A 19476-nucleotide genomic window follows, 5' to 3' on the forward strand; every position below is an offset into this window, starting at 1 on the left:
GGGCGGCGCTCATTGCACCGCGTTGTTGATGCCGGTGACCGAGAAGGCGGCGCTCGACACGATGTTGAGGAATTTCTGGAGATCGGCGATCGGCGCGTTCGAGACGTAGAGCACGTCGCGGTCGCGGATGCCGAAATCCTGCGCGGTGAAGAAGGACGCGCCCTGACCGAGGTCGAGCCGGTAGACGACCGGCACCAGCCCCTCGGCGGTGCGCCGCGCCGTCCGCGCCATCTCAGGGTCGAGCACCTCGGGATGTTCGAGGCGGAAGACGAAGACGCTGCGCACGTCGGCGCGATCGTCGCGCAGGCCGCCGATCCGGCCGAGCGCCTGCGCCAGCGAGATGCCGCCGCCCTCGAACGGCACTTCGGCATTCTGGCCGACCGCCCCCAGCGCGATGAAACTATAGGGCTGGAAGATCGCGGTGATGACGTCGCCGGCCTGCAACATGACGTTCTGCGTCGGATCGCGGACGATCGCGTCGAGCGGCATCGCCGCGGTGCGGCCGGCGCGGGTGAGCTGGACGGTCGTCTTGGCGACGGGCTGGCGCGACCCGCCCGAGGCGGCGAGCGCGTCGAGCAGGCGTTCGCCGCGCGGGGTCAGCGGCATGCGGCGGGTCGCGCCGACCTCGCCCATCACCGTCACCGCGCGACTGTCGTTCTGCGCCAGCCGCACGATCGCCTGCGGGCTGTGCGCCCGCCCCGCCAGCCGCGCGACGATCGTGCGCGCGACCGCCTGCGGGGTCGATCCGCGCACCGCGACGCTGCCGACGAACGGGATGGTGATCGTGCCGTCCTCGCCGACCACCTGTTGCGGGATGCCGGCGCTCTGCGCGATGGCGCTGCCGATATTGGCGCCGGGGGGCGTCGCGCCGAACAGCACCGCGGGCGGCGCCTCCCAGATCGCGATGTCGAGGACGTCGCCGACGCCGATCACCGTGCTGGTCGGCGCGACCACGCCGAACACGTCGGCGAACCGCTGCGCGCGGGCGAAGGCGGCCGCGCGTCGCGCGGTCGCCTCGTCGAGCGGCACGACGCTGATGCCGCGGTCGGCCGCGGTGCCGGGCCGGGCGGCACGGCCGATCGCCTTGGCGGAGGGGCCGGAGCCGCCGATCGTCGAACAGCCGGTCGCGAGCAGCAGGAGGAGCGCGGCCGACAGGCGCGGCGGGATGGGCATCAGAGGAACCTCTCGTAGAGCGCGGCGAGGCGCGCCCGGTAACGGTCGGGAGAGAAGAGCGCGGCCTGGACGAGGCCGTGGCGCGCGAGATCGGCACGCAGATCGGCGTCGGCGTCGAGCGCGCGCAGCCCGGCACCGATCGCGGCGGTGTCATAGGGATCGACCGCGAGCGCGGCGTCGCCCGCCACCTCGGGCAGCGACGAGGTGTTCGAGCAGAGCACCGGCGTGCCGAGCAGCATCGCCTCGAGCACCGGCAGGCCGAATCCTTCGTAGAGCGAGGGGAAGAGCGCCGCCTTGGCGCCGCGGATCAGGCTGACGAGCAGGCCGAACGGCGCATAGGGAAGCTGGATGATGCGGCCGCGGCGCACGTCGCCCTTGGCGGGCTTGCCGTTGGCGAGCGCGTCGAGCAGGCGCAATTCGCCCTCGGCGCGCCAGGCGCGGGCACCGACGATGACGAGCGGCGTCGTCAGCCCGCTCGCCATATAGGCCTCGACGATGCGGCCGATGTTCTTCTTGGGCTCGATAGAACCCCAGAACAGGAAATAGTCCTTGTAGCCCGCGCCGATCGCACCCTCGACCTCGCGCGCGACCTGCTCTTCCGGCGTGTCGAGATAGCGGGCGGGGATGTCGACCGCCTGATAGGTGTTGGTGATCCGCTCGGGCGCGATGCCGGTCAGCTCGATGATGTCGCGGCGCGAGCATTCGGAGACGGTGACGAGATGGTCCGCGGTGCGCGCGATCGTCCGCAGCAGCGCGAGATAGCGGCGCTTGTCGTCGAGCGTCGTATAAGGCAGCCGCAGCGGCACGAGATCGTGCAGCGTGAATAGATTGGCCGCGCCCGGCACGCGCAGCGGCAAGGGATAGGTCCAATGCGCGAGGTCGGGCTGCACCGGCAGGCGGACCGCCGTGGTCCGCCCCCAGGCGTGGAAGCGGCCGTTGGCGCGGCGGAACACGTCGGTGGCATTGTAGAGCGTGTCGTAATGCGGCAGCCGCGCGCCGAACTGGCGCGTCACCACCCGCCCGGTCACCGGCACCGCCGCGGCGCGCGAAGCCAGCGGCGACAGGAGGCCGGCAAGGTCGCGCAGGCGGCCCTGCCGCTTGGCGGTGCCGCTATCGAAGAAGCCGATCTCGCGCAGCAAGGGCTCGCGCGCCGCCAGCCCCTGATGGCCGTAGAGCACCGAGGTGCGATGCCCGAGCCGCCCGACCTCATAACTGAGGTTGCGCGCATAGGTGGCGACGCCGGTGCCCTTCTCCAGCCCGAGATTGTATCCGTCGATCAGGACGTGTTTCATGCGAATGCCCGTTGGGTGGCGGGCCAGTCGCGGAACGCGCCCGCCGCGGCCGCGGCCGGCCATATCGGCGCGTCGGTCGGCAGCGTCGCGACGACGGTCGCGCCGTCGGCCGGGGGGAGATGCGCGAAGGCGAGGACGCGGATCGTCTCGGCGTCGGTATCGGCCGCATCCGGAACGGCGTCGGCGGCATCGGCGAAGCGCGGATCGGCGATCATTGCCGCGGCGAGCGCGTCGCAGCTGCCGTGGCGGCGCAGCAGCGCGACCATCTCGGTGTCCGCGACCGTCGCGCCCGGCCACAGCAGCCATGCCAATGCGTCGACATCGGGACGGCCGGGCACCTGCGTAGCCGCCGGTCCCTTGCGATAGGGATGGATCGGCCAGGCGGCGAGCTCGGCGCCGCCCTGCGCGACGACGAAGCGGAGATGCTCGACGACGTCCGCGGCGGGTTCGCCAAGCGCGCAGGCGGTGCGGTACGAGGCCTCGGCGCGCGCGAAATGCCCGCCCTCCTTGGCGACATGTGCATGCTGCACCCAATAGGAGCGCTGATAGGGATGGAGCGCGAGCGCGGCGGCATAACGCTCCTCCGCCGCGGCCCAGTCGCGCGCGTCGCGGCGCCAGTCGCCCTCGCGCACGAGCAGCCGGAAACGGTCGTCGGCGAGCGCGCGATGCTGCGCGACCTCGATCAGCGCGGTGCGGTCGACCGCCGCGGCGCGATCGATCGCCGGCGCGGCGACGAGGCCGATCGCCTCGCGGAACCGGTCGTACGCCTCGTCGAAATCGTCGAACAGCGCGAGCCGGCCGCCGTGCAGCAGCGCGAAGCGGTTGCAATGGTCGCGCAGATAACCCGGGTCGTGCGAGATCAGCACCATCGCGCGATCGCCGCGCTTGCCGAACAATTCGTGGTTGCAGCGATCGTGGAAGCGCGCGTCGCCGACCGCGCCGATCTCGTCGATCAGGAAACAGTCGAATTCGATGATCATCGAGATGGCGAAGGCGAGCCGCGCCCGCATACCCGAGGAATAGCTGCGCACCGGTTCGTGCAGATAGGCGCCGAGTTCGGAAAAGTCGGCGACGAAGGCGAGGTTGCGCTGGAAATCCTGCGCGTAGATGCGGCTGATGAAGCGGATGTTGTCGATCCCCGACAGCGTCGGCTGGAACGCCCCGCCGAAGGCGAGCGGCCACGACACCGACATGCCGCGCTCGACGCGCCCCGAGGTCGGTCGCTCGGCGCCGCTGATGAGGCGGACCATCGTCGACTTGCCCGCGCCGTTGCGCCCCAGCACGCCGAGCCGTTCGCCCATCGCCAGCTCGAAGCCGACGCCGTCGAGCACGACATTGTCGCCCGAGCGGGTGTGGTAGACCTTGCGGACGTCGGTCAGCCGGATCATTCGGGCACCACGCGGCGCGCCACCCATTGCGTGGTGAACAGCGCGACGAAGGTCAGCACCAGGCAGAACGGCAGCACGTAGCCGAGGTCGTAATGGGCGTGGACGCGCGACCCGAAATAGCCCTCGCGGACGATCTCGGTGCCATGCACCATCGGGATATAGAGCACGTATTTCTGTGCCGCGGCTGGCAGGGCATCGACGAGGAACGCCGAACCCGACAACGGGAAGATCAGATATGAGGCGGGGTGCCAGAGCTTGTCGACGAGCTCGCTTTCGTGGCTGAGCGCACCCAGCGTGATCGCCAGCGCCGCGCCGAACCAGGCGATGAGCAGCCAGCCGCCGACCACCTCGAGGATGTTCTTGGGCGGATCGATCCAGCCGAGCACGATGAACAATACGCTCAAGCCGGCGAAGGACATCGACGCCCCGCCGAATTCGAGCGCGACGCGCGCGACATAGATGTCGAGCACGCGGATGTTGCGGTGGTAGAGCAGCGACAGGTTGCTCCACAGCGCGCCGATGCAGCGGCCCGGCATGTTGCGCCAGAGGAGCACGCTGGAATAGCCGGTCAGCGCGAAGGCGACGATCGGCAGGTTGCTGCCGTGATAGGCCTTGGCCGCGGTCCACAAGGCGGCGACGCCGAGCGTGAACAGCATCGGTTCGACGAACAGCCACAGGAAGCCGATATTGTGCCGGCCATAGCGGGTCAGCATCTCGCGCAGCAGCAGCGCGACGAGGACGCGGCCCTGGACCCGCAGGCTGTCGTGCAGCGGCGGACGGGCGAGTGGTGCGGCGGGGATCATCCCTCGCGATGCTCGCGCACGCCGGCGAGCAGGATGGTGAGGATGCCCCAGGCGAGCAGGCCGAGCACCAGCACCGCCAGAATCCCGCCCAGCCGCCGCGGCCGGATCGGATAATCGGGCAGGCTGGGCGGCGCGATCCGCTCGACATAGGCGCGTTTGCGGCGGGCCTCGGCATGCGCGTCCTGCAACGAGATCAGCGTCGCGGCGAGCTGTTTGGCGGCCAGTTCGCTGTCGAGCTGCAGCACCTGGTAGCGGGCGGCCGCGGCGGACAGCGAGTTGCGGCCGCCGGCGACCCCCGAGCGGCGCTGCGCGATCTCCTTCTGCAACCCGTCGATCTGGGTGCGCAGATAGGGGATCTGCGGCGCGGCCGGGGTGAACGCCTCCATCTGCTGCAATTGCGTGCGGGCGGAGACGAGTTCGTCGTCGAGCTTGGCGATGCCCTGAAGCCGCGCCTCGGCCTCCTTCTCGGGATCGATGATGCCGGCGCGGTTGCGATAGGCGGCGAGCCGCACCGCGGCGGTACGCGCGCGCTCCTGCGCGTCGCGTGCGTCGCTTTCAGCGACGGTCAGCGCGTCGGACCGCGCCCGGGTGGAGAGGCGGTTGACCAACGCTTCCGAGCGTTCGAGCAGGCGTTCGTTGATCGCCCGCGCCGCGACCGGATCGAAGGCGCTGACGCTGAGGTGGAGGACCTGCGTCGTGGTGTCGGGCTCGACCTCGACCTTGCCGAGATAATAATCGAAGAAGCGTTCGCGATTGGCAGGCAGCAGGCCGCCGAACCGGTCGAACAGGAACACCGACCCCGCGGTATAGGCGCGGGTCAGCAGACCGTCGCGATCGGCATCGGCCAGCGCGCCGCGCGATTCGAGATACTCCACCACCGCATTGCTTTCCTCGGTGGCGCCGCTGAGGCCGCTGCCGCTGAGCACCTGGCCGAGCGAGGTGACCGCCGCCTTGCTCGGGCTGCGCACGACGAAGCGCGCCTCCGAGACGAAGACGTCGCTGGCGAACAGCGCGAAGTACAGCGTCGCCAGGACCGTCGGCACCACCACCAGCGCGAGGAACAACGGCGACGGGCGCGTGAATGTGGACGACACTAGTTGGCGGTTCCCAGATTGATGTGACAGCCGGCGGGCACCGGACGGCCGGTCCCGGGGCGAAGGTCGGCGGCCGGGCGGGCGAGGGCCGTCATCCAGGGCGCGACCTGGTCGAAATGATCGTCCCAGCTCGGCGGGCAATAGCCGCGCAGCGCATCGATCCGGCGCTGCCGTTGCGCCGCGGCGCGATCGAAGGCGACGATCCGCGCCGCCCAGCCGGCGACATCGTGCGGATCGAGCAGGCACGGAATGCCCTGGCCAACCTCGCGGAAACACGGCAGGTCGCTGGCGATCACCGGCACGCCCATCGCCAGCGCCTCGGCCATCGGCAGGCCGAACCCCTCCGCCAGCGAGGGCATCAGGACCGCGCGCGCGCCGCGCATCAGCGAGGCGAGCGTGGCGTCGTCGCAATCCTCGACGATCTCGATCAGGCCGCCGGCCATCTGCGACGCGGCGAGGGCGTCGCGCAGCGCGGCGACCCCGCTGCCCCATCGCCCGACGATGACCAGCCGTGGCGGCATGCTACCGGCGGTGGCGCGCATGCGGTCCCAGACCCTGCGCAGCAGATCGTGGTTCTTGCGGCTCTCGATCGTGCCGACGCACAGGAAATAATCGTCGTCGGCCGGCGGTGGCGCATCGCGAGGCAGCGCGGCCCCAGCCAGCGGCGCGAGCGCGACGGGCGGGCAGGGGAGGCGCAGCCGCGCCGCATGCGCGTGCAGGTCGCGCGCCACCGCGGCGCTGCCGACGATGATCCCGGCGCCGTGGTGCAGCGCCGCGGCGACGCGGTCCGTATGCCGCCTGACGGCGTGGGGGCGGCAATGGTCCGGGTGCAGGATCGGGATCAGGTCGTGGACGAGGTAGACGGCGCGCAGGCCGTGGCGCGCGATCCAGCGGACATGCGCCGGCAGGTCATAGTCGGTATGGGAAACGTTGAGGTAGAGGCCGCCCGGACGGGGCCGACGCGGCCGTGCCAGTGCCGCGGCGAGATGCAGCGCCAGCCGATGCCGGATACCGCGACGACGATCGCCGGCCAGCAGCGCGAACAGCCGGCGCGACGCCGATCGGCCGAACACGCGGATGACGCCGCGATGCTGCACCACCGCGCGGGCCTGCGGCGCGAAATAGTGCAGATAGGCAAGGCAGATCCGGTCGATCCCGTTGGCCGGGCGCCCGGTCCAGCGCAGCGCCACCAGACGCGTCACGTCGAGCAGGACGGGCGCCTCGCCTGTCGCCGCGCTGGGGAAGCCTGGAGTGACCGCATTCATCCTGAGACAGACGGAGGCGCCGCGCCCCGACCTTGGTGGCCCCGCGAATTTTTCCGGAGCGTGCCCACCGCGCCGTTGACGCCCGATCTAGAAACGCGTGTCGAGGCCGATCCGGAAGGTGCGTGGCCGCAGCGGCGTGACCTGATCGCGGCCGGTGGCGAACGGCGTGCCGAGCGCGAAGCGGTTGCCGCGCGTGTCGAGCAGGTTGCTCACCCCCGCGGTCACGCCGAAGCGCGCGAAAGCAAGCCGCGCGGTGACCTCGGTATCGAGATAGCTGCCCTGCCGCTGGCCGAGCACCGGGCCGACGCCGAGCCGCGATGACCCGACGTAGCGCAGCCAGCCGTCGACCGTCAGCCCCGCCGCGCCGAGATCGTGATGGTAGGTGGCCCCGGCCCGCGCGGTCACCTTCGCGATATTGGGAATCTGTTCGAGCCGGGCGGAGGCCTGCGCGCGCGTGGCCGCCGCCCCCGGCGGTAGTTCCGGCGTCGCGATCAGCGCGAGCAGCCGGCTCGACGGCTCTTCGATGCGACCGTCGTTGTACGACACCGCGCCTTCAAGGCGCAGGCCGCCGACCGGGCGCAGCGTGCCGGTCGCCTCCATCGTCCACAACCGGCCGTTGCCGATATTGGCGGTACTCGGCAGTCCGAGGCCGTCGATGAAATCGGCCTGGATGTCGCGCCACGACGCCCGCGCGACCGTCACGCTGAGATCGGCGAGCGGCGAGCCATGGCGCACCCCGGCCTCGATCGTCGCCACCCGGTCGTTGCGGAACTGGCGCACATAGTCGCTTTCGATCGCCAGCCCGCCCGGACGGAATCCCTGCTGGTAGCGCAGGAACAGCTTGGTGCGCCGGGCGACGTCGACGAGCGCCGAGGCCCCCGGCAGAACGATCGTCTGCGACCGCTGCGCCGTCTCGCCGTCGCGCGCCGTGGTGGCGACATCCTCAGGACTGCCGTCCAGCGTCGACCGCGTCGCGCGCAGGCCGCCGGTGAGCAGCAGGCCGGGCAGCGGACGAATGCTGCCTTCGCCATAAGCGGTCCATTCGCGCACGCTGTTGACGACGCCGGTGGTCGGCGCGGGCGCGTCGGGCGCGCCGAGCAGGCGGCGCAACCGGGTCTGATTGTGGACGTAGCTGATGCCGGCGAGCCAGCCCGAGCCGTCCGGGGCGCTCTGCCAGGCGCGGGTCTCGTTCGCCTGCATCCGCGTCCGATTGGCCTGGACGAACAGGCGGGGCGGGCCGCCGGGCGGCGTCGCGTCATAGCGTTCGAGCAGGTCGTGCGCGGTGAGGCCGCTGGTCGAGCGGAACCGGACCGCGCCGATCTGACCGGCGATCACCGCCTGTGCCTGACCGTAATCGGCGCGGAAGCCCTCGGTCACCGGGGCGAGGCGGGTCAGCGGCGCGCCGTCGCGATCGGCATATTGGCTGTCCGCACCGTGGATCCGCTGGCCGATGCCGATCAGTTCGGCGCTCCAGCCGGACCCGATCTCGAGGTGCGCGGTCGCCCGCCCGCCCTCGATGCGGGTGCGATTGACGTCGGCGCGGCCGAGCAGCGGCTTGTCGATATAGCCGCCCTCGATCGCGTCGGTGGCGACGAGGCGCACGCCCAGCCGGTCGGTGACGACGGGCACGTTCAGCACCGCCTGTGCGTCCAGCCCCGGACCGCCATGCATCGTCGCGGACGTGCCGACCACCACCGATCCCGCGGCACGGTCCAGCGCGACCGGATTGGGCACCAGCCGGATCAGCCCGCCGAGCGATCCGGCGCCGTAGAGCGTGCCCTGCGGGCCTTCCAATACCTCCACCGCCGCGAGATCGGCGAGGCGGAGATCCGGATCGGGTGCGTTGTAGCTGAGACGCAGGTCGCCGTAATATTGGCCAACCGTCGCCTGGGTCGGGCCGGTGAAGCTCGAATCGGCGATGCCGCGGATGAACAGCTTGTTCCGGCCGGCGCCGAGATAGGTCGAGGTCACGCTGGTCAGCCGCTGGACGAGACGATCCGTGCCGCCGGCACCGCCGCGCTCTAGTTCACCGCCCGGGATGCTCGAGACCTGGCCGGCGAAATTGTCCTGGGTCGTATCGCGCTTGCTGGCGGTGACGACGATGTCGCCGTCGGGCTGCGGCGCGGGGGTTGGCGGCGACGGGGGTTTCGGGCGGGGCAGCAGACGGGGCGCGGCGGGCGGCGCGGGGCGCAGCCGCCAGCTCTGCGCGCCGATCGGCTCGACCTGCGCATGCGCGCGTGCGGCGATCGCGACGAGCGCCGCCTTGGCCGACAACCGTCCGCGCAATGCGGGGACCGCGCGCGACCAGAGCGATGCGTCGGGCACGACGATGCTGATCCGGGCCTGACGGCCGAGCGCGGTCACTTGTTGCCCGACGGTGCCGCCGGGCAGGTTGATCGACAGGGTCTCGGCGCGAACCGCGGGCGAGACGAGGAGCAGCGCGCAGGCGGCGATGCCGCTCGTCCCGCGCCTCACCGAGGCAGATCCAGCGTCCAACCGTCGCCGTTGCGCCGCACGCTGACGTCCAGAAGCGCCGCGAGCAGCGTCGGGTCGTCGCGAAACGCGTGCATCTCCAGCGTGCCGTTGAAGATCCGGGTGGCGACCGCCGGGGCGGCGGTGATGCGCCAGCCGAGCTGGCGCGACAGGTCTTCGGCGACCTCCGCCATCGTCGCGCCGTCATAGGCGAGGCGGCCATCGCGCCAGGCGCCGACATCGGCGACGTCCGTCCGCGTGCGCCGCAACGTGTCGCCATCGGCGACGACCCCCTGACCGGGGTCAAGGCGGAGCGCAGCGCCTTTGGGGTCGACCATCACCGCGCCTTCGCCGACCGCGACCTGCTTGCGCGCGCCCAGCACCCGCACGTCGAACACGGTGCCGAGATCGGTCAGCGCAAGGCCGCCGACATCGACGTGGAACGGCGCGTCGGCGTCGTGGCGCACCCGGAACAGCGCCTCGCCCGCCTCGACGGTGGCACGACGCGGCCGGGCCCGATCGAGCCGGACGCGCGACCCGCCGGCCAGTTCGATGCTGCTGCCTTCGGCAAGCGCAATGCTGCGCCGTTCACCCGCCATGGTGGCGATCGTATAGGATCGATCCTGTTCGCGCCAAAGACCGAAACCGAACAAGCCGACCAGCACGATGGCGACGGCGAGCCAGATGCCGCGTGCCGGCCGCTGCGAAGGCTCGGCAATGACCGGCTCGGGATCATTCGCGGCGCGTGGCGGCGTCGCGACGGTCCGCGCGACGCTTTCGGTCGCGGCGGCCAGAGCGACGACCGCGCGATCGTACAGCTCCGCATGCCCCGCATCCGCTTCGAGCCACTGCGTGAAGGCGTCCCAATCGGCATCGGGCTCGGCCATCCGCAGCGCCCAGTCCAGAGCCACGCCGTCGACGACATGTCCTGCGGCGCCCGGTCCGAACGCGCTCATCGTATCTCACCCTTCAGCTTGACCAAGGCCTTGGTCACGTCGCGCAAATCGCTCTCCACCGTACTCAGGCTGATGCCCAGCTCCGCAGCGATGACCCGTTGCGGCACCCCCTCGACGCGCGCCCGATGGAAGATCGTCGTCTTGCGATCGCCGAGGCTGCGCAGGAGCTGCGTGACCTTCGCCGCCTCCTGCCGCGCGCCGACCTCGCGTTCCGGGGTCGGCGCGGTCGCGGGATGATCCTGCTGTCCGTCGTGCCAGGCCTGGTCGCGCCGTTCCGCCTGCCGCAGCGAGCGATAGCGGTCGATCATCAGCATATCGGCGGCCCGATAGAGGTAGGCGACGGGATTGGCGATCGGTCCGTCGCTGCGCCCCGCCACCTTGAGCCAGAGGTCATGGACGAGGTCCTCGGCAGCCTCGCCCGCACCACGTGCCCGGAGGAAACGAAGCAGCTTGTCACGATTGTCCAGATAGACTGCTTCGAGGCCGTTCGGCGGCATGGTGTGACGGGTCGTCCGCGTTGGAAGATGCCGCTGTCTAATCGGAGAGGCCTGACAGGAGAAGCCATGTTTGCCGTGGTCCGCTCCGGTACGCGGGGAAGAGGCATCATCGGCGGTCTCGTCCAGCGGGGGGACGCACCTGTCCGCCGCGCAAGCCGCGATCGGCCGCGTCTCGTCCCATCCATCCGTCCTGTCTTGCAGACCCTCGTCGAGGCGCATTGTCGGTCTTTCCCGGTCTTTAGCAACCGAGACGGAGTCGGACGGGCAAACCCTTGGAGCCGCAGCCTTGCCCCCTCACGGAAGGCGGCGGTCAAGTCCCGGACGCGACGCGCGGGCCGCAATAGATGATCGCTGCGCCGGCAAGGCACACGCAGGCCCCCAGGACGTCCCAGCGATCCGGCTTCGTACCTTCGGCGAGCCATAGCCAGACGACCGCCGATGCGATGTAGACGCCGCCATAGGCAGCATAGGCGCGCCCCGCCTGCGCCACGGCCGGCAGCGTGAGCAGAGAGGCGAACAGGCATAGCGACAGCAGGCCCGGGACGACCCACCACATCGATCTGCCGAGGCGCAACCAGGCCCAGAAGGCGAAGCATCCGGCGATTTCGGCCAGCGCTGCCGCAAGGAATGCAAAGGCCGTCATCGTTGCGTTCGCGCTCATGGCAAAGGCCTCCGGTGGCCTATGCGGGGCCGCGCCGCCCGAACCGCCGCCCGATCTGCGACAGCCGGTCGACCACCATGCTCTCCGGCCCCTCGGGACGGCCGACCGCCGCCCAGGAGCCGAGCAGGATCGCGCCGTAGACCGATGCGCCGAGCACGACGGTGCCGATCACCGCGACCAGCGACAGCGACTGGCGCATCGCATCGGGCAGCAGCAGGATCGCCGCGGCCATGCCGGCGGTGGCGAGCGCGATCCGCCACGGCGCGAGCACTTGCGCGACGATGCCGAGGCCGACGAGCTTGCGGACATAGCCCATCGTCACCAGCATCATCGTCGCATTGGTGAGGACCCGGCCGATCACCGCGCCCATCACGCCGAAATGCCAGATCAGCGCGACCAGCACCGGCAGCTTGATGACGATCTCGACGAGGCGCTGACGCAGGAAGATCGCGGTGCGGCCCATCGCCATCGCCATCGGGTCGAGCGGCGAGACCCAGACGACGAACACCGGCGCGAGCGCGAGCCAGCGCAACATCGGGATCGACGAGATCCAGTTGCCGCCGAGTACCACCGGCACGACCTGATCGGCGACGAGGCTGAGCCCGATCATGCCCGGCGCGGCGATGGTCAGCAGCGTCTGCGAGATGCGCAGATAGGCGCGCGCCATCCGCTCGCGCGAATCCTTGAGCGTCACGAAGCCGGCCATCAGCGGCCGCATCGCCGGCGTCACCAATACCTGTTCGGGCACCGACGACAGGTCCGCCGCCATCGAGAAATGGCCGAGGTCGCCTTTGCTGATGAAACGACCGAGGATCAGCTTGTCCGACTGCCAGCTCAGCGCGGCGAGCGCCTGCGCCAAGCTCGCCCAGCCGAGGAAGCCGGCGAAGCTGCGCCATTGCGACAGGCCGAGCCGCGGCCGGAACGGCGCGAAGCAATAGGATTGCACCATGCTGGCGAGCGGCGTGACGACGGTGCCCGCGGCGATCGCCCAATAGCTGTGGGTGGTGATCGCGAGCACGACCGCGACCGAGAAGCCGAACACCTTGCTGACGATCTCGATCACCAGATCGCGGCGGAAGTCGATGCGGCGGGCATATTGCACCATCGCCGGGCTCTGCAGCCCCCGCGCGATCGGCGACAGCGCGAGGAACAGGATCAGCGGCACCAGTCGCGGATCGGCATAGGCCCAGGAGAAGGGAAAGGCGGCGCCGGCGATGACGATGGCGAGGATCGCGCCGCGGATCACGCCGATGGTGAAGGCGGTGTCGAGATGGCTGCGGCCGATCTGGTCGAGCCGGACCAAGGACTGGACGATCGGCAGTTCGGACACCGCCTCGACGATGAAGATCAGCGTCATCGCCACCGAGATCAGGCCGAAATCCTGCGGCGACAGCGTCCGCGCGAGCACGATCAGCGTGGTGAAATCGATGCCGCGCGCCATCAGCCGCGAGGCCATCAGCCACGCCACGCTGCCCGCCGTCCGGCTGCCGACCCCCGGCCCACGCTCCGGCCCGCCCCCTGACTTGTCCGTCATCGCCGCAATGCCACCCTTATCATCCAGTGCCGGCCCGCTCCCCGCAGCCCCGGCGGCCGCCCGGCGATCGGGGCGGCGCACGTCGGCGCGTCCTACTCAATCGCGTGACGTGAAAAAAGTCCTGTGCAGGAAGCGCTTGAGCAGCACCGCCTGCCAGCGGTGCTCGGCCGCCTCCTTGGCCGCCTTGGCCATCCGCCGCGCCCGCATCCGCACCGACGTGGTGAGATATTTCGGGTCGATGTTCCGGCTGGAATCGATCCGGAGATATTTGGCGAAATACGGATAGTCCTTGAGGAAATCGACATAGACCTGGCGGTGGCTCGGGTCCCACGGTCCGTTGGTGGTATTCCACGGTTTGACCGGGCCGGTGAAATGGACGATCCGCGGGCCGAGCGAGCGATCGAGATCGGCGAGCCGGAACCAGGTCGAATAATTGTAGCGCGGATGCATCATCTCGCGCTGCGACCTGACCACCGCGTTGAGCGCGCTCTGGTCGTGATGCTTGCAGCGTTCGGGGTTCTCGGCGAGGAAGCGCAGCGCCTGCGTCGTGAACGTCCGCCACGCCTCGCGCTGTGCCATCATCACGCCGGCGTTGAAATAATCCGCGACCCGGTCGATGCCGATGCCCTTCAGATAGGATTGCGGATTGGCGTAGCGGCCGCCGTTGTCGAGCCGGTCGGCCCCCGCCAGCAACGTGCCCGGCGGGCAGTCGTGCGCGATCAGCGGCGCGACCGGACCGACGATCTGGACGTCGCCGTCGATATAGATGACCGTCTCATATTGCGCCGGGATCTCCGCCTCGACCGCGAGCCGGCCCAAGGTCGAGCTCGGGCAATGCAGGTCGGGCAGGCGGTCGACGCTGTCGGGAATGAAGCGGCGGCTGTCGAGAAAGCGGAAGTTGAACCGCGCCCCGCCGAGTGCGGTCTGGATCGCCGCCTGTTCCTCGTCGGGGATATCGATCAGATAGATGATGATGTCGGCGATCGCGACGACATCGGGTTGCGCGGCAAGCTGCGAGGCGGCGATCATCGCCTGGCCGACATAGCCGCGGTCGCTCACGAAGGTGATGACCCGGGTGATCCCCGGCCTGTCACACTCGGGTGTCCCCAGGGTTAGCTTGTTCACCGGTACACTCCTGACTGGCGCATCGGGCCGGCGCCGGGCCGACCTCACGTCGCGACCAGCATGGCACGACGGGCATCCCGCGGTGCGCCGCGTTCATGTCCCCCTATGGTCGACGCAGGTCAATAATTAGTAAGCGCCCGTTTTGGCACGGGTTCGGCCCACGAGGATAGCCTTGGGCGACAGGCGATGCTACGGTTTTGTTGCCTGCTATCAGGTCGACGGACGGTGCGCGTCCATCGTGCGACGGCGTCGCCTTCTTCGGGAAGGGTGCGGTCAGGCGATGGTCCCGCGCCCCGATAAGGGTCTGCAATGGTCGTTCTAGCAATCTTCTGGCTGTTGTTCTTCGCTGCGGCGGTGTCGGGTATCCGCTGGACGCTGTATCTGTTCTTCGCCAGCCTCGCCTTCGGCTCGCTCGCCATCCTGCCCGTCAACCTGACCGGCGGTACCACCTTCCTGCCGCACACCGCCTGTTCGGCGTTGCTCTGCATCCGCTCGTTCATCGCCTGCCGCAAACCGCACCTGCTGATCGACGGGCTGCTCGACTATAACAAGCTCGGCCTGCTCACCGCCTTCATCGTCTACGGGCTGATGGTCACCTATACCGCGCCGTTCCTGTTCCACGGTGCGCCAATCATGGGGCTCAACAACATCACGCGCAGCCCGCTGGGCTTCGGCTCGGGCAATATCACCCAGCCGCTCTACCTGCTCGCTGCCTTCGCGATCACCATCTCCATCTATCAGCTGCTGCTGCAGACCGACACGCGGCGCATGGTCTATCAGGCGATCTTCGTCGGTGGCGCGATGGCGCTCATCGCCGGGATGATCGACATGGCGACCGCGGGTTCGGGCATGCTCGCGCCGCTGCGCACCGCGACCTATGTCATCATGGACGGCGACGACGTCGGCGGCATGCGCCGCGTCATCGGCTTCAACACCGAAGCCTCGGCCTATGGCGCGCTGGTGCTGTCGTTCGGTGCCATCATCTACTTCACGCGGATCGGCGAGGCGCTGGGCGGCATCTATGCCAAGATCCAGACGCCGATGGCGCTCGCGCTGATCGCGTTCACCGTGCTGTCGACCTCGTCCGCCGCTTTCCTGGGACTGGGTATCCTCGGCGTCTTCGCGGTCGTCGCCAACGTCATGGCATTGCGCCACCCCGCCGACGAGAAGCGGGCATTGATCCAGTTGCTCGTGATCGGCGCTGCGGGGCTGATCGTCGCGGCGCTGGTGGTGGCGACGCCGAGCATGTTCAACGGCGCGGTCGAACTCGTCGACAGCCTGATCTTCAAGAAAACGTCGAGCAGTTCCTATTCGGAGCGCAGCAGCTGGAACCTCGTCAGCCTCGAAGGCCTGGTCGCCACCGGCGGCTATGGCGTCGGCGTCGGTTCGACCCGCGCATCGAGCTGGCCGGTCGCGGTGCTGAGCAGCACCGGCGTCATCGGCGGCCTGTTGATGGCACTGTTCTTCCTGCGGCTGCTGACGCTGGGCCTGCGCAATGCCAGCGACGAGATCCGCCGGGTGGTGATCGGTGCGCGCTACAGCCTCGCGGTTTGCCTCGTCCCCAGCGCGGTGGCGGGCACGCTGGTCGATTTCGGCGCGTTCAACGCGACGCTGTTCGCGATCACCACCGCGCTGCCGACGCTGATCCCGGTGGCGACGCGCCGGCGACGCGTACCGCGGGCGCCGCGCGTGCAGGCCAATGCCGTGGCGCAGCGTTGAGGCCGGGCCGAGATACGGGTGGCGGCACCGCGCCGGGTGGCGCCGGTGTACATACCTGTTATCAACACACGATCGTTAATCCTGTCCTGATCCGGGGTAATTCACCTTTGATCTCACGGCCGTAGCACAGGAATCCAACGCATGAGCAGGCGCATTCTGGTAACCGGCGGGGCGGGATATATCGGTAGCCATACCTGCAAGGCGCTCGCGGCCGAGGGGTTCCTGCCCGTCACCTACGACAATCTCAGCCTGGGCGATCCGGCGCGCGTACGCTGGGGACCGTTGGTCGAGGGCGACGTCCGCGATGCCGCTGCGGTCGCCCGCGCGATCGCCGATCATGACGCCGAGGGCGTGATCCATTTCGCCGCGGACGCCTATGTCGGTGAATCGGTCGCCGACCCCGCACGCTATTACGACAATAACGTCGGCGGCATGATCGGCCTGCTCGCCGGCATGCGCGCGGCAGGATGCGGCCGGATCGTCTTCTCGAGCACCTGCGCGGTCTATGGCGACCCGACGACGTTGCCAATCTCCGAGGACACGGTGCCGGCGCCGGTCAATCCCTATGGCCGGACCAAGCTCATCGGTGAAGGGATGCTCGCCGATTATGCCGCCGCCTACGGCCTCGACTTCGTCGCGTTGCGCTATTTCAACGCGAGCGGCGCCGACCTCGACGGCGAGCTGGGCGAGGACCGCGAGTACGAACCGCATCTCATTCCGCGCGCGATCCTTCACCTGCTCGGCCATCTCCCCGATTTCCAGGTGTTCGGCAGCGACTTCCCGACCCCCGACGGCACCGCGATCCGCGACTATATCCATGTTGCCGACCTTGCCCGCGCGCACGTGCTGGCGGTGCAGCGGCTGCTCGCCGGCACCGGCGGCCGACGCATCTTCAACCTCGGCTCGGGCGTCGGCCATTCGGTCGCCGAGGTGCTCGCCGCGATCGCCGCGGTGTCCGGCCGGCCGCTCGCCACGCCGACCGGCAACCGCCGCCCCGGCGATCCGCCGCAGCTCGTCGCCGACGTCGCGGTCGCGCGCGACGACCTCGGCTTCACCGCGCGCCATTCGGCCTTGCGCGACATCATCGCCTCGGCCTGGCAATGGCACGTAAAGACCCATCGCGAGGCCGTGTCATCCTGACCCCGGCCGCCTCCATCCGCTCCTCGGGGACCGATCATGCATCTTGAGAAACGCATCCTCATCACGGGCGGCGCCGGCTTCCTCGGCTCGCATCTGTGCGACATGATGCTCGCCCGCGGCCATCGCGTCCTGTGCGTCGACAATTTCTTCACCGGCACGCAGCGCAACGTCGACCATCTGCGCGACAATTCGCGTTTCGAGCTGATGCGCCACGACGTCAGCTTCCCGCTGTTCGTCGAGGTCGACGAGATCTACAATCTCGCCTGCCCGGCCAGCCCGATCCACTATCAGCGCGATCCGGTGCAGACCACCAAGGTCAGCGTCGTCGGCGCGATCAACATGCTCGGCCTCGCCAAGCGCACCAAGGCCAAGATCTTCCAGGCCTCGACCTCGGAAGTCTATGGCGACCCCAGCGTCCACCCGCAGACCGAGGATTATTGGGGCAACGTCAACCCGATCGGCATCCGCTCCTGCTACGACGAGGGCAAGCGCTGCGCCGAGACCTTGTTCTTCGACTATCGCCGCCAGCACGGCCTGGCGATCAAGGTGGCACGGATCTTCAACACCTACGGGCCGCGCATGCACCCCAATGACGGGCGCGTCGTGTCGAGCTTCATCGTCCAGGCGCTGCGCGGGCAGGACATCACCATCTTCGGATCGGGCGAGCAGACCCGGTCGTTCTGCTATGTCAGCGACCTGCTCGCCGGGTTCGTCACGCTGATGGACACGCCGAATGACGTCACCGGCCCGATCAACATCGGCAATCCGGTCGAGTTCACGATGCTGGAGCTGGCGACGCTGGTGATCGAGCTGACCGGCTCGCGCTCCAGGATCGTCCACATGCCGCTGCCCGCCGACGATCCGCGCCAGCGCCGCCCCGACATCACGCTGGCGCGTCAACAGCTCGACTGGGAGCCGAAGATCCAGTTGCGCGAGGGTCTCGAGAAGACGATCGCCTATTTCGACGCGCAGCTCACCGGTTACGCCCAGCACCAGCCGGCCGATCCATGATAGGACGAAATCACCGTCGCCGTGGCGGCGTGACGCTTGCAAATCCCGCGCCGGCCATGCCATGGATCATCGCTTAGCCAGGCGACTTGAAGGTGTTGGTAATCATAGCATTACCACAACATGCAAGTTGCCGCGATCCAGCGAGCTAAACGGTTAGGACCAAAACGGGCGTGCGCACGATAGACCAGTATGTATTGTGCCGGCCGCATGACGCGGGACTACATATCCGTCAGGAACGGGATCGCCGGCATGACTGAGGGGATGCCGTCGATCCGGGCCAGCGTCGTCGTCATCAACCACAATTACGGCGAATTCCTCGCCACCGCGATCGACAGCGCGCTAGCGCAGGATCATCCTGATGTCGAAGTGGTCGTGGTCGACGACGGCTCCACCGACCATTCGGCCGCGATCATCGCCGGCTATGGCGACCGCATCCGGGCGGTGATGAAGGCGCAGGGCGGCCATGTCGAGGCGGTCAACGCCGGCTACGCCGCCTCGTCGAGCGACGTGGTGCTGTTCCTCGACGCCGACGACCTGATCCATCCCGACTGCCTGCGCCGCGCGCTGGCGATGCTCCAGCCGGGCGATTCCAAGGTGCAGTTCCGGCTGGCGACGCTGGACCGCACCGGCGCCGACCAGAACATGCCGTTCCCGCATTTCCCGCCCAATTTCTCCGCCGACGACGTGTTGCGCGGCGCGGCGCGCTCGGGCTGGTATCCCTGGACGGTGTCGACCGGCAACGTCTTCGTCCGCGGCTTCCTCGACCGGGTGATGCCGATCGATGCCAAGACGGTCTATCGGTCGCCGGACGGCTATCTCAGCAAGCTCGCGCCGCTCTACGGGCCGGTGCGCTCGCTGCGCGAAGTGCTTGGCGGCTATCGCGTCCACGGCCAGAACGCCTGGGCGAGTTCGCAGAAGACGTGGAGCGCGGATACCGCGCTACGCTGGCTCGCGTTCGACCGGGTGCTCGAACGCGCCTTCGTCAGCGCGGCGCAGACGCAGGGCGTCGCGGTTCGCCAGCCGCTGCTGCGCTCGTTCCAGGCGCTCGAATATCGCATGCAGGCGCTGCGCTTCGCCGATCCGGACAAGCGCCCGCCCGACAGCCGCCAGACGGTGATGACCGACGCCGTCCACTGGCTGGTCGAGCTCCACCCGTTCGGCTGGCCGGGCAGCGTCGCGCGGTTCGGCTGGCTGGCGTTCCTCGGCTATGCGCCGCGCCGGCTGGTCGAACGCCAGGTGCGCAAGGCGCGCACCCAGACCAACCGCTCGCTGTTCTGGCGCTCGATGCTGTCGCTGACCCGCAAGTTCGAATAGGGCGCCGATCCGGTCGTGCCGGACCGGCGCCA

16 protein-coding genes are annotated in these 19476 nt (G+C 69.3%); 4 read left to right on the forward strand and 12 right to left on the reverse strand.

Annotated features, from left to right (window positions below; translation table 11 throughout):
* Positions 1-9: 9 nt before the first annotated feature.
* The 12 genes from AC07U4_RS21040 to AC07U4_RS21095 all read right to left on the reverse strand — a co-directional run bounded on the left by AC07U4_RS21040 (position 10) and on the right by AC07U4_RS21095 (position 14260).
* Positions 10-1173, reverse strand: coding sequence for a polysaccharide biosynthesis/export family protein (locus AC07U4_RS21040; RefSeq protein ID WP_041394055.1), 1164 nt, complete (start codon positions 1171-1173; stop codon positions 10-12).
* On the reverse strand, positions 1173-2465 hold the full coding sequence (locus AC07U4_RS21045; protein ID WP_495196929.1) for a glycosyltransferase family 4 protein: 1293 nt from the start codon (positions 2463-2465) through the stop codon (positions 1173-1175). The genes AC07U4_RS21040 and AC07U4_RS21045 overlap by 1 nt, the downstream gene beginning before the upstream one ends.
* Complete coding sequence (locus AC07U4_RS21050) at positions 2462-3853, reverse strand: ABC transporter ATP-binding protein (protein WP_495196930.1); 1392 nt, start codon at positions 3851-3853, stop codon at positions 2462-2464. The genes AC07U4_RS21045 and AC07U4_RS21050 overlap by 4 nt, the downstream gene beginning before the upstream one ends.
* A complete protein-coding gene (locus AC07U4_RS21055) occupies positions 3850-4656 on the reverse strand; it encodes an ABC transporter permease (RefSeq protein ID WP_495196931.1) in 807 nt (268 codons plus the stop codon). Before AC07U4_RS21055 ends, AC07U4_RS21050 begins: the two co-directional genes overlap by 4 nt.
* Positions 4653-5750, reverse strand: a complete 1098-nt coding sequence (locus AC07U4_RS21060; RefSeq protein ID WP_041394059.1) for a KpsE/RkpR family capsule polysaccharide export protein — start codon at positions 5748-5750, stop codon at positions 4653-4655. The genes AC07U4_RS21055 and AC07U4_RS21060 overlap by 4 nt, the downstream gene beginning before the upstream one ends.
* Complete coding sequence (locus tag AC07U4_RS21065; protein ID WP_495196932.1) at positions 5750-7015, reverse strand: glycosyltransferase family 4 protein; 1266 nt, start codon at positions 7013-7015, stop codon at positions 5750-5752. Before AC07U4_RS21065 ends, AC07U4_RS21060 begins: the two co-directional genes overlap by 1 nt.
* An 87-nt stretch (positions 7016-7102) precedes the next feature.
* Positions 7103-9490, reverse strand: a complete 2388-nt coding sequence (locus AC07U4_RS21070) for a TonB-dependent receptor (RefSeq protein ID WP_495196933.1) — start codon at positions 9488-9490, stop codon at positions 7103-7105.
* The gene (locus AC07U4_RS21075; RefSeq protein WP_495196934.1) at positions 9487-10443 is read right to left on the reverse strand and encodes a FecR family protein; all 957 of its coding nucleotides are present in this window, start codon (positions 10441-10443) and stop codon (positions 9487-9489) included. Before AC07U4_RS21075 ends, AC07U4_RS21070 begins: the two co-directional genes overlap by 4 nt.
* Positions 10440-10940 (reverse strand): RNA polymerase sigma factor, encoded by a 501-nt coding sequence (locus tag AC07U4_RS21080; RefSeq protein ID WP_495196935.1) that lies wholly within the window; start codon positions 10938-10940, stop codon positions 10440-10442. The genes AC07U4_RS21075 and AC07U4_RS21080 overlap by 4 nt, the downstream gene beginning before the upstream one ends.
* Before the next feature lie 310 nt (positions 10941-11250).
* Positions 11251-11583: a YnfA family protein gene (locus AC07U4_RS21085; protein WP_495197028.1), complete on the reverse strand. Its 333-nt coding sequence runs from the start codon at positions 11581-11583 to the stop codon at positions 11251-11253.
* A 37-nt stretch (positions 11584-11620) separates the two neighbouring features.
* A complete protein-coding gene (locus AC07U4_RS21090; protein ID WP_495196936.1) occupies positions 11621-13135 on the reverse strand; it encodes a lipopolysaccharide biosynthesis protein in 1515 nt (504 codons plus the stop codon).
* Positions 13136-13231: 96 nt separating this feature from the next.
* Positions 13232-14260 carry a glycosyltransferase family 8 protein gene (locus AC07U4_RS21095; protein ID WP_495196937.1) on the reverse strand — a complete coding sequence of 343 codons (1029 nt, stop codon included), beginning with the start codon at positions 14258-14260 and terminating at the stop codon, positions 13232-13234.
* A gap of 309 nt (positions 14261-14569) precedes the next feature.
* On the opposite strand from AC07U4_RS21095, the gene AC07U4_RS21100 reads away from it, so the two are divergent.
* From AC07U4_RS21100 to AC07U4_RS21115, 4 genes are all read left to right on the forward strand, one after another.
* A complete protein-coding gene (locus AC07U4_RS21100; protein ID WP_137897797.1) occupies positions 14570-15979 on the forward strand; it encodes a hypothetical protein in 1410 nt (469 codons plus the stop codon).
* 141 nt (positions 15980-16120) lie between these two features.
* A complete protein-coding gene (gene galE / locus AC07U4_RS21105) occupies positions 16121-17119 on the forward strand; it encodes a UDP-glucose 4-epimerase GalE (RefSeq protein ID WP_495196938.1) in 999 nt (332 codons plus the stop codon).
* A 36-nt stretch (positions 17120-17155) separates the two neighbouring features.
* Positions 17156-18130, forward strand: a complete 975-nt coding sequence (locus AC07U4_RS21110) for a UDP-glucuronic acid decarboxylase family protein (RefSeq protein WP_495196939.1) — start codon at positions 17156-17158, stop codon at positions 18128-18130.
* Between the two features lie 249 nt (positions 18131-18379).
* Positions 18380-19444 (forward strand): glycosyltransferase family 2 protein, encoded by a 1065-nt coding sequence (locus AC07U4_RS21115; protein WP_495196940.1) that lies wholly within the window; start codon positions 18380-18382, stop codon positions 19442-19444.
* Positions 19445-19476 lie beyond the last annotated feature (32 nt).

It is taken from the genome of Sphingomonas sp. GW821-FHT02B09, from assembly GCF_059421875.1.

Excerpts from the sequence above, each read along its gene's own strand:
- galE (WP_495196938.1), top strand. The coding sequence starts at position 16,121 with ATGAGCAGGCGCATTCTGGTAACCGGCGGGGCGGGATATATCGGTAGC.
- AC07U4_RS21040 (WP_041394055.1), bottom strand. The coding sequence starts at position 1,173 with ATGCCCATCCCGCCGCGCCTGTCGGCCGCGCTCCTCCTGCTGCTCGCG.
- AC07U4_RS21045 (WP_495196929.1), bottom strand. The coding sequence starts at position 2,465 with ATGAAACACGTCCTGATCGACGGATACAATCTCGGGCTGGAGAAGGGC.
- AC07U4_RS21090 (WP_495196936.1), bottom strand. The coding sequence starts at position 13,135 with ATGACGGACAAGTCAGGGGGCGGGCCGGAGCGTGGGCCGGGGGTCGGC.
- AC07U4_RS21080 (WP_495196935.1), bottom strand. The coding sequence starts at position 10,940 with ATGCCGCCGAACGGCCTCGAAGCAGTCTATCTGGACAATCGTGACAAG.
- AC07U4_RS21100 (WP_137897797.1), top strand. The coding sequence starts at position 14,570 with ATGGTCGTTCTAGCAATCTTCTGGCTGTTGTTCTTCGCTGCGGCGGTG.
- AC07U4_RS21055 (WP_495196931.1), bottom strand. The coding sequence starts at position 4,656 with ATGATCCCCGCCGCACCACTCGCCCGTCCGCCGCTGCACGACAGCCTG.
- AC07U4_RS21115 (WP_495196940.1), top strand. The coding sequence starts at position 18,380 with ATGACTGAGGGGATGCCGTCGATCCGGGCCAGCGTCGTCGTCATCAAC.
- AC07U4_RS21065 (WP_495196932.1), bottom strand. The coding sequence starts at position 7,015 with ATGAATGCGGTCACTCCAGGCTTCCCCAGCGCGGCGACAGGCGAGGCG.
- AC07U4_RS21075 (WP_495196934.1), bottom strand. The coding sequence starts at position 10,443 with ATGAGCGCGTTCGGACCGGGCGCCGCAGGACATGTCGTCGACGGCGTG.
- AC07U4_RS21085 (WP_495197028.1), bottom strand. The coding sequence starts at position 11,583 with ATGACGGCCTTTGCATTCCTTGCGGCAGCGCTGGCCGAAATCGCCGGA.
- AC07U4_RS21050 (WP_495196930.1), bottom strand. The coding sequence starts at position 3,853 with ATGATCCGGCTGACCGACGTCCGCAAGGTCTACCACACCCGCTCGGGC.
- AC07U4_RS21110 (WP_495196939.1), top strand. The coding sequence starts at position 17,156 with ATGCATCTTGAGAAACGCATCCTCATCACGGGCGGCGCCGGCTTCCTC.